The sequence below is a fragment of the Falsiroseomonas oryziterrae genome (assembly GCF_021864505.1).
Classification (GTDB): domain Bacteria; phylum Pseudomonadota; class Alphaproteobacteria; order Acetobacterales; family Acetobacteraceae; genus Falsiroseomonas; species Falsiroseomonas oryziterrae.
Genome location: NZ_JAKJIB010000192.1, coordinates 1 through 7,506, shown reverse-complemented (window position 1 = coordinate 7,506; position 7,506 = coordinate 1). Strand labels below are relative to the sequence as shown.

Below are 7,506 nucleotides of genomic sequence, written 5' to 3'. Positions count from 1 at the left end.
CGCTCGCCGGCGCCGCGTTGCCGCTCGGCCTCATCCCCCGCCTGCCCGGCGTCGAGATCCGGCCGGCGCGCCGCATCGCCCTGGCGGGCGCGGTGCCCGTGCCGACGCAATGCGACGGCGATCCCACCGGGCCCTGTCCCGTCCTGATCGAGGACGCGCCCGGCCCGCTGCGGCTCCTGCTACCCTGAGATCGCGGTCCCGGAGGAGCGCGGCGCGGCGAGCGCCAGCACCACGGCCCAGACCCCGCTCGTCACGGCCACCGCCGCGCTGCCGAGCGCGACGAGAAGGACCAGCGTTCCGAACCCGACCAGCAGCACCGCCGCGATGCTCGACATGGCGAGAAGCGCGGCGAAGCCGGCCGTGAGGCAGAGGGCGACGAAGAGGGACCCGCTCGAATGTGGCATCGCTGTCCCATATATGCCCAGATCTTGCCACATTCCACTCACGCGAAGGGGAGAGCCGTAATCGCTCTCCCCCTGTGTCCCGTTGCGGAAGCGCGCCGTTCAGCCCGCCGCGGCGGGGAAGCGCAGCTGCTCGGCGGGCGGCATGTACTGGGCGGTGTAGAGGTCGGCCGCGTTCCATGGCTGGGCGATGTCGAAGGCGCTGCGGATCGTGTCCACCGCGCCCTGCACCCGCTGCATGGTGAGGTTGGCGAAGCCGCCCGAAAGCACCTCGGGCGTGCGGACGAACTCGAAATTCGCCACCAGCCGCTCGCGCTCGAGCGGCGCCGGCGCGGTCGCGTCGCGCCGCACCAGCGCGGCGATCGCGGCATCCGGGTCGCGCCAGGCCTCCACATGGCCGCGCACGATGGCGCGGATCATCGCCGTCACCACGCGCGGGTTCGCCTCCGCATAGGGGCGGCGCACCATCAGCGCGGTGGAGAGCAGCTGCACCCCGGCGGCGCTGTAGCGGAAGGACACGATGTCGGCCGGGTTCACGTTGACCGCGCGCAGGCTGAACACGCCCGAGGTCTCGAAGCCGGTGATCGCATCCGCGTCGCCGCGCGCCAGCATCGGCTCGCGCAGCTGCGGCGTCACCGTCATCCAGGTGATGCGGCTGGCGTCGATGCCGGCGGCGCGCGCGAAGGCGGGGAAGAACTGCCGCCCGGCGTCGGTCTCGGGTGCTGCGACGCGCTTGCCTTCCAGGTCCTTCGGGGTGCGGATCCCGGTGCGCCGCAGCGTCATTGCCGCCAGCGGGCTGCCCTGCGCCAGGACGAAGGGGCTGATGAGGTCGGTCTGCGCCTGGGTCATGCGCATCCGCAGCATCGGCGAGATGTCGGCGATGCCGAACTCGTAGGCGCCGGACTGCACCTTCACCGGCGTGTCGGCCGAGCCGAAGCCGCGGTCGATGGTGACGTTCAGACCCTCGTCGCGGAAGAAGCCGCGATCGAGCGCCATGAGATAGACGCCCTGCGGTCCCTGGAAGGCCCAGTCGAGGATGAAGCGCACATTGGTCAGCGCGGCCTGGCCTTTCGCGGCGAAGGGCGTGGCGAGGGGCGCGAGCGCGGCGGCGCCGAGCAGCGTGCGGCGGCGGGTGGTCATGTTCGTGTCTCCCGGCGGGGCCGTTCCGGCCCGCATCTCCGGGCAAATTGTCTAATCCGCGCGCGCGGCCGCAAGCGCGGAACGCCGGCGCGTCAGGGCGAAATCCAGAGCCGGCGCGGGGAACGCCCGCGGCGTGGGCAGGGCCTGCACGGCGCGCAGGCAGACGCGCGATCCCCGTTCATCCGGCTGTGCTGGGCGGCAGTTTCCGCCGCCGCCCGCCACCGCAACCCCGTTGCGCCCGCATCTCGCCGCGCGCGACGCTCGGCTTCGTGGACCACGACGTGCCGGACGGGCCGGCCATCGCCTGCCCCTATCACGGCTGGGCCTTCGGCGCCGACGGACGCTGCCGCAAGGTGCCGCAGGCGCATGAGCCGCTGCGCGGCATGAAGGGCGGCACCACGGGCCACCACGCGGCGGAACGCTACGGCTGGATCTGGGTCGCGCTCGAGGACCCGATCGCGGACATCCCCGACATCGCGGAGGCGCACGACCCGCGCTTCCGCCAGATCGACGAGTTCCACGAGGAATGGGACGTCGCCGGGCTGCGCCTGATGGAGAACAGCTTCGACATGGCGCACCTGTCCTACGTGCACGCCAACACCTTCGGCATCCTGGAGGAGCCGCGCCCCGCGCCAGTCGAGATCGAGCACACGCCCTGGGGCTTCGTCATGCGCGGCGAGGCGCCGGTGACGAACAAGGGCCTCTCGAAGGACCTCATCAAGACCGACAGCGAGCGCACGGTGCGCATGATCGAGGGCCGCTGGTTCCTGCCCTTCCTGCGCGCCAGCCGCATCGACTACCCGACCGGCCTGACGCATGTGCTGGTCACCGCCGCGACGCCGGTGGACGACCGCCGCAGCCGCATCTGCCAATGGGTCTACCGCAACGACGCCGAGGCCGACGCGCCGGCCGAGAAGGTGATCGCCTTCGACCGTGCCGTCACCATCGAGGACAAGGCGGTGCTGGAGAGCAGCACCTGGGACGTGCCGCTGTCCATGTCGGAGGAGCTGCACATGCCCTCCGACAAGCCCGGCATCGAGATGCGCCGTCGCCTCGCCGCCCTGCTCGCCGAGCATGGCGAGGCGGAGGCGCGGCTGCCGCAGGAGGCGTGAGCGGCTACCCGGCCGCGGACGGGAAGCGAAGCTGCTCCGCCGGCGGCAGGAACTGCGGCAGATAGAGATCGGCTGCTGCCAGCGGCGTCGCGATGTCGAAGGACGTCCGCACCGTGTCGATGGCGCCCTGCACCCGCGCCATGGACAGGTTGCCCCAGCCGCCCTGCAGCACATCCGGCGTGCGGATGAACTCGAAATTCGCGACCATCCGCTCGCGCTCCAGCGCCGGGTTGGTGGTGGGGTCGCGCCGCGTGAGCGACGCGATCGGCAGGTCCGGGTTCGTCCAGCTCTCGTTGTGCGCGCGCACGATGGCGCGGATCATGCCGGTGACGACGCGCGGATTCGCCTCGGCATAGGGGCGGCGCACCAGCAGCGCGGTGGAGAGCAGCGGCACGCCGGCCGCGGCATAGCGCATGGACACGATGTCGGCCGGGTTCACGTTCAGCGTGCGCAGGCTGAACAGGCCGGAGGTCTCGAAGCCCGCCATCGCCTCCGCGTCGCCGCGCGCCAGCATCGACTCGCGCAGCTGCGGCGTCACCGTCACCCAGGAGATGCGCGACGCATCGATCCCGGTGGCGCGCGCGAAGGCGGGGAAGAGCTGCCGTCCCGCATCCGTCTCCGGCGCCACGATGCGCTTGCCCTCCAGGTCCTTCGGCGTGCGGATATTGGCCCGGCGCAGGCTGATGATGGTGAGCTGGCTGCCCTGCTGGATCACGAAGGGCGTGACGAGATCCACATTCGGCTGCGTCAGCCGCATGCGGATGGTCGGCGAGAGATCGGCGATGCCGATGTCGTAGGCGCCGGACGCGACCTTGATCGGCGTGTCGCCCGATCCGAAGCCGCGATCCACCGTCACGTTCAGCCCTTCCTCGCGGTAGTAGCCGCGGTCGAGCGCCATCAGGAACGGCGCCTGCGGCCCGAGGAAGGCCCAGTCGAGGATGAAGCGCACATTGGTCAGCGCGCCCTGGCCCTTGGCGGCGTAGGGCGCGGCCAGCGGGACAAGCGCGGCGGCCCCCAGCAACGCGCGACGATCGATCCTCATGCCCATTCCCTCCCTCCCGGGTTGCGCCTGTTCCGTTGCGACTAAGGGCGAAGCGGCGGCGGCGCGCAAGCGGATCAGTGCGGCGTCGCGCCGTCCGACACCACCCGCCCATCCACCAGATGCACCCGGCGCGAGGTGCGTGCGGCCAGGTCCGGGTCGTGCGTCACCACGATCACCGTCCGCCCCTCCTCCGCCACCAGTCGCGCGAAGCTGTCGAAGACGGCGCCCGCGTTCTTCGTGTCCAGGTTGCCGGTCGGCTCGTCCGCCAGGATCAGGGCCGGGTCGTTGGCCAGCGCGCGCGCGATTGCGACGCGCTGGCGCATGCCGCCCGACAGCTGCTCCGGCAGCTTCGCCGCCGCATCGGCCAGGCCAAGCTGGTCCAGCAGGTGCATGGCGCGCTCCCGCGCCGCCCGGTCGCGCAGCCGGCCCAGCCGCCGGATCGGAATCAGCACGTTGTCGAGCGCCGAGAACTCCGGCAGCAGGAAGTGGAACTGGAACACGAAGCCGAGGCGCGCGAGCCGCAGCGCCGCCATCTCGGGCGGCGAGAGCCGCGCCGTGTCGCGCCCTTCGAGCAGCACCTCGCCCGTGCTCGGCCGGTCGAGCAGGCCGAGCAGGTAGAGCAGCGACGACTTCCCCGACCCCGACGGCCCGGTGACGGCGACGAACTCGCCCTTCGCGAAGCGCAACGAGACGTCGCGGACCAGCGTCACCCCTTCGGGCAGGGTGCGGGAGATGCCGCGCGCTTCGAGCAGCGGGATGGTGGTCGCGGTCTCGCGGGGGGCCGTAGTCTCGGACACCGGGCCAGACTACAGCCCGCAGGATCGGGGGAGGAAGCGATGGAGCCGGCTTTCGAGTTCGTGGGCGAGGTGGAGGCAGGCGTGGCCGCGCCGGTCGGCTTCGGCGCCGGCCCGCTGGGCGAGCGGCGCATCGTGCCCATCCTCGGCGGCCGCGTGACCGGGCCGCGCCTGACGGGCGAGATCCTGCCAGGCGGCGCCGACTACCAGCTCATCCGCCCCGACGGCGTGGCGGAGATCGAGGCGCGCTACACGATCAGGCTCGACGACGGCGCGCTGGTCTACGTGGTCAACCGCGGTTTGCGCCACGCCGCGCCGGAGGACATGGCGCGGCTGCTGCGCGGCGAGCCCGTGCCGCCCGAGCGCGTCTATTTCCGTACCGCGCCCGCCTTCGAGACGAGCGCGCCGCAGCACGCCTGGCTGACGCGCAGCCTGTTCCTGGGCCTCGGCGAACGGCGGCCGGACAACGTGCGGATCAGGATCTTCGCGCTGTAGACGGTACGCGACGGGCGGCGCGGGGCTACTCGATCGCGCGGAAGCCGGTGGCGCGCACCACTTCCGCCCAGCGCTGCGTCTCGTCGCGGATCAGCCGCGCGAAGGCACTCCGGCCCTGTGCGGCGACGCGGAAGCCGGCTTCGCGCAGGCGCGTCTGCACCGCCGGGTTGGCGAGGACGCGCAGCGTCGCCGCCTCGATCGCCGCCTGCACCGGCTCCGGCGTCGCCGCCGGCGCGACCAGGCCGAACCAGGCCTCGAAGGTGAGGCCCTGCAGGCCGAGCTCTGCCGTCGTCGGCACGGCGGGCAGCACGGCGGAACGCTGCGGGCCGGTGGTGGCGAAGGCCTTCACCCGGCCGGCGGCGACATGCGGCGCGACCAGGACGACCGAGCCGAACATGCCCTGCACCTGGCCGTTCAGCACCGCCGTCATCGCCTCCCCGGTCGAGCGGAAATGCACCGCTTCCGCATTCAGCCGCCCGGCGGAGCCGAGCATGGAGGCGGCGAAGTGGCCGGGCGTGCCGGCGCCGAAGGTCGCCATGAAGAGCTGCGGCTGCGACCGCGCCCAGGCGAGGTAGCTCGCCAGGTCGGTCGCCGGGACGGCGGCCGGGACGACGAAGGCGAACTCGATCGAGGCGACCTCCGCGACCGGGGCGAAGTCGCGCGCCGGGTCATAGGGGATGCGCGCATGGGTGCTCGGCGCCATGGCGAGCTGCCCGACCTCGCCGAACAGCAGCACATGGCCGTCCGGCGCGGCGCGCGCCACCTCCTGCGCCGCGATGTGCCCGGACGCGCCGGGGCGGTTCTCCACCACGGCGCCCGCCGGCCAGACCTCGCGCAGCGCCTCGGCCAGGATGCGCGCGACGACGTCCGGACCGGTGCCGGCCGGGAAGCCGAGGACGATGCGGACCGGACGATCGGGGAAGGTCTGCGCGGCGGCCGCGGCCGGCAGCAGCAGGCCGGCGGCGAGCAACCCGCGGCGCCCGATGGCGCGACCTCCGCTGGCGGCACGCTGGCTGGCATGGCGTGCGGGCGCGTGCGATCCGGGCGCGTGGCAGCCCGTGGCGCGATGATCCATGGTCGGTTCCTCCGGCTTTGTTATGGGCCATAACATCGCCGGCGCGCCCCGCGCCAGGGGTCGTGTCACGCCGCCCCGCGCACCACCTGCACAGGGTCGAGCCGGCTCGCGCGCCGCGCCGGGATCACCGCCGCGATCCCGGCCGCGGAGACCGCGAAGAAGCAGGCCGCGAGATAGACGCGCCAGTCGCGCGCCAGGATGAAGCGGTCGTTGCCTGCCGGCGTCTCGAGCCCGAAGCGCACCTGCCCCAGCGCCTCGATCATCAGCGCGCCGAGCAGGCAGCCCGCGATCGCGCCGAGGATGCCGGCGATCACGCCCTGCACCAGGAACAGCCGCTGGATGTCGCCCTCGGTGAAGCCCAGCGACTTCAGGATGGCGATGTCGCGCGTCTTCTCGAACACCACGGTCGAGATGATGTTGTAGATGCCGAAGGCCGCCACCAGCAGGATCGCGCCGGTCACCGAATACATGATCGCGTTCTGGATCACGAAGACCGTCAGGATGTTCTGGTTCTGCTCCTCCCAGGATTCCGAACGGTCGCCGAACCGCGCCTCGATCTGGCGCGCCAGCGGCTCGGCCCGCGTCACGTCCGCCAGCCGCACCAGGATCTGGTTCACCACGTTCGGCCGGTCCTGCAGGACCTGGTTCACCTTGAGCAGCGAATAGGCGAAGGCCTGGTCGACGTTCTGGATGCCGGTGCGGAACAGCCCCACCACCTTCATCGACAGCGTCACCCCCGCCGGCGAGACGGCGGAGATGGTGTCGCCGAGCGACACGCCGAGCTTCAGCGCCAGCCCTTCGCCGATGACGATCCCGTTCGCCGTGGTGCGCAGGTCCGCCAGGCTGCCGGCGATCATGTCCTTCTCGATGTTCGACACGCGCGGATGCCGCGCCGGGTCGATGCCGGTGATGGAGGCCGAGACGTCGCGCGAGCCATAGCGCAGCAGCGCCTGCCCCGAGAGCACCGGCGCGGCCGCGACGCCCTCCATCGCCTCCAGCATCGCCAGCTTGTCGCCGGCGGCGCGGATGCCGCGGATCCGCTCGCGCGGCTTCACGCCATGCACCACCACCGCGCCGTCGAGCGCGACCAGTTCCGCCGCCTGCGCCGGCGGCCGCCGCGTCTCGTCCTTGATCGTGATGTGCGGCGCGACGTCGATGATCTGGTTGACGAAGTAGGTCTGAAAGCCGCGCATCAGCGCCGCGATGGCGATGAAGAAGGCGACGCCGAGTGCCACGCCCGACACCGAGACGAGCGTCTGCCGCCGCCGCCGCCGCAGCATCCCGCGCGCGAGTTCGAGGATGAGGTTCACCTTCCCGCCTCACCCGCGCGCGCGGTGCGGCCCGCGGTCGCCGCCGCGGGGGGCGCGGCGAGGCGCACCGCCTGCCCGTCCTGCAGGCCGGCGGGCGGGTCGAGGATCACCGCCTCACCGGGCTCGAGCCCGCGCTG

At 72.5% G+C, this 7,506-nt stretch carries 8 protein-coding genes and 1 pseudogene; 3 read left to right on the top strand and 6 right to left on the bottom strand.

Annotated elements, in window-relative coordinates:
* Positions 1 to 188, top strand: a pseudogene (locus L2I40_RS14985) (diacylglycerol/lipid kinase family protein); the annotation flags it as partial.
* Here L2I40_RS14985 and L2I40_RS14980 read toward each other — a convergent pair.
* Positions 180 to 404, bottom strand: a complete 225-nt coding sequence (locus L2I40_RS14980) for a hypothetical protein (protein ID WP_237216003.1) — start codon at positions 402 to 404, stop codon at positions 180 to 182. The pseudogene L2I40_RS14985 and the gene L2I40_RS14980 sit on opposite strands and share 9 nt — an antisense overlap.
* A gap of 99 nt (positions 405 to 503) precedes the next feature.
* Positions 504 to 1,541 (bottom strand): ABC transporter substrate-binding protein, encoded by a 1,038-nt coding sequence (locus tag L2I40_RS14975; RefSeq protein ID WP_237216002.1) that lies wholly within the window; start codon positions 1,539 to 1,541, stop codon positions 504 to 506.
* A gap of 269 nt (positions 1,542 to 1,810) precedes the next feature.
* Here L2I40_RS14975 and L2I40_RS14970 point away from each other — a divergent pair, with 269 nt between their 5' ends.
* Positions 1,811 to 2,653: a Rieske 2Fe-2S domain-containing protein gene (locus L2I40_RS14970; RefSeq protein WP_237216000.1), complete on the top strand. Its 843-nt coding sequence runs from the start codon at positions 1,811 to 1,813 to the stop codon at positions 2,651 to 2,653.
* A gap of 4 nt (positions 2,654 to 2,657) precedes the next feature.
* Here L2I40_RS14970 and L2I40_RS14965 read toward each other — a convergent pair whose 3' ends face one another.
* Together L2I40_RS14965 and L2I40_RS14960 are read right to left on the bottom strand one after the other, a co-directional pair.
* Positions 2,658 to 3,695 (bottom strand): ABC transporter substrate-binding protein, encoded by a 1,038-nt coding sequence (locus tag L2I40_RS14965; protein ID WP_237215999.1) that lies wholly within the window; start codon positions 3,693 to 3,695, stop codon positions 2,658 to 2,660.
* A 74-nt stretch (positions 3,696 to 3,769) separates the two neighbouring features.
* Positions 3,770 to 4,492 carry an ABC transporter ATP-binding protein gene (locus tag L2I40_RS14960; protein WP_237215989.1) on the bottom strand — a complete coding sequence of 241 codons (723 nt, stop codon included), beginning with the start codon at positions 4,490 to 4,492 and terminating at the stop codon, positions 3,770 to 3,772.
* 39 nt (positions 4,493 to 4,531) lie between these two features.
* On the opposite strand from L2I40_RS14960, the gene L2I40_RS14955 reads away from it, so the two are divergent.
* Positions 4,532 to 4,984: a DUF3237 domain-containing protein gene (locus L2I40_RS14955; protein WP_237215987.1), complete on the top strand. Its 453-nt coding sequence runs from the start codon at positions 4,532 to 4,534 to the stop codon at positions 4,982 to 4,984.
* 25 nt (positions 4,985 to 5,009) lie between these two features.
* Here the strand turns inward: L2I40_RS14955 and L2I40_RS14950 are convergent, their stop codons facing one another.
* Both L2I40_RS14950 and L2I40_RS14945 read right to left on the bottom strand, forming a co-directional pair.
* Positions 5,010 to 6,059: a Bug family tripartite tricarboxylate transporter substrate binding protein gene (locus tag L2I40_RS14950; protein ID WP_237215985.1), complete on the bottom strand. Its 1,050-nt coding sequence runs from the start codon at positions 6,057 to 6,059 to the stop codon at positions 5,010 to 5,012.
* 65 nt (positions 6,060 to 6,124) lie between these two features.
* Positions 6,125 to 7,369 carry an ABC transporter permease gene (locus tag L2I40_RS14945; protein ID WP_237215983.1) on the bottom strand — a complete coding sequence of 415 codons (1,245 nt, stop codon included), beginning with the start codon at positions 7,367 to 7,369 and terminating at the stop codon, positions 6,125 to 6,127.
* Positions 7,370 to 7,506: the final 137 nt, after the last annotated feature.

Coding starts and splice junctions, on each gene's coding strand:
- L2I40_RS14975 (WP_237216002.1), bottom strand. CDS start 1,541: ATGACCACCCGCCGCCGCACGCTGCTCGGCGCCGCCGCGCTCGCGCCC.
- L2I40_RS14950 (WP_237215985.1), bottom strand. CDS start 6,059: ATGGATCATCGCGCCACGGGCTGCCACGCGCCCGGATCGCACGCGCCC.
- L2I40_RS14955 (WP_237215987.1), top strand. CDS start 4,532: ATGGAGCCGGCTTTCGAGTTCGTGGGCGAGGTGGAGGCAGGCGTGGCC.
- L2I40_RS14965 (WP_237215999.1), bottom strand. CDS start 3,695: ATGAGGATCGATCGTCGCGCGTTGCTGGGGGCCGCCGCGCTTGTCCCG.
- L2I40_RS14980 (WP_237216003.1), bottom strand. CDS start 404: ATGCCACATTCGAGCGGGTCCCTCTTCGTCGCCCTCTGCCTCACGGCC.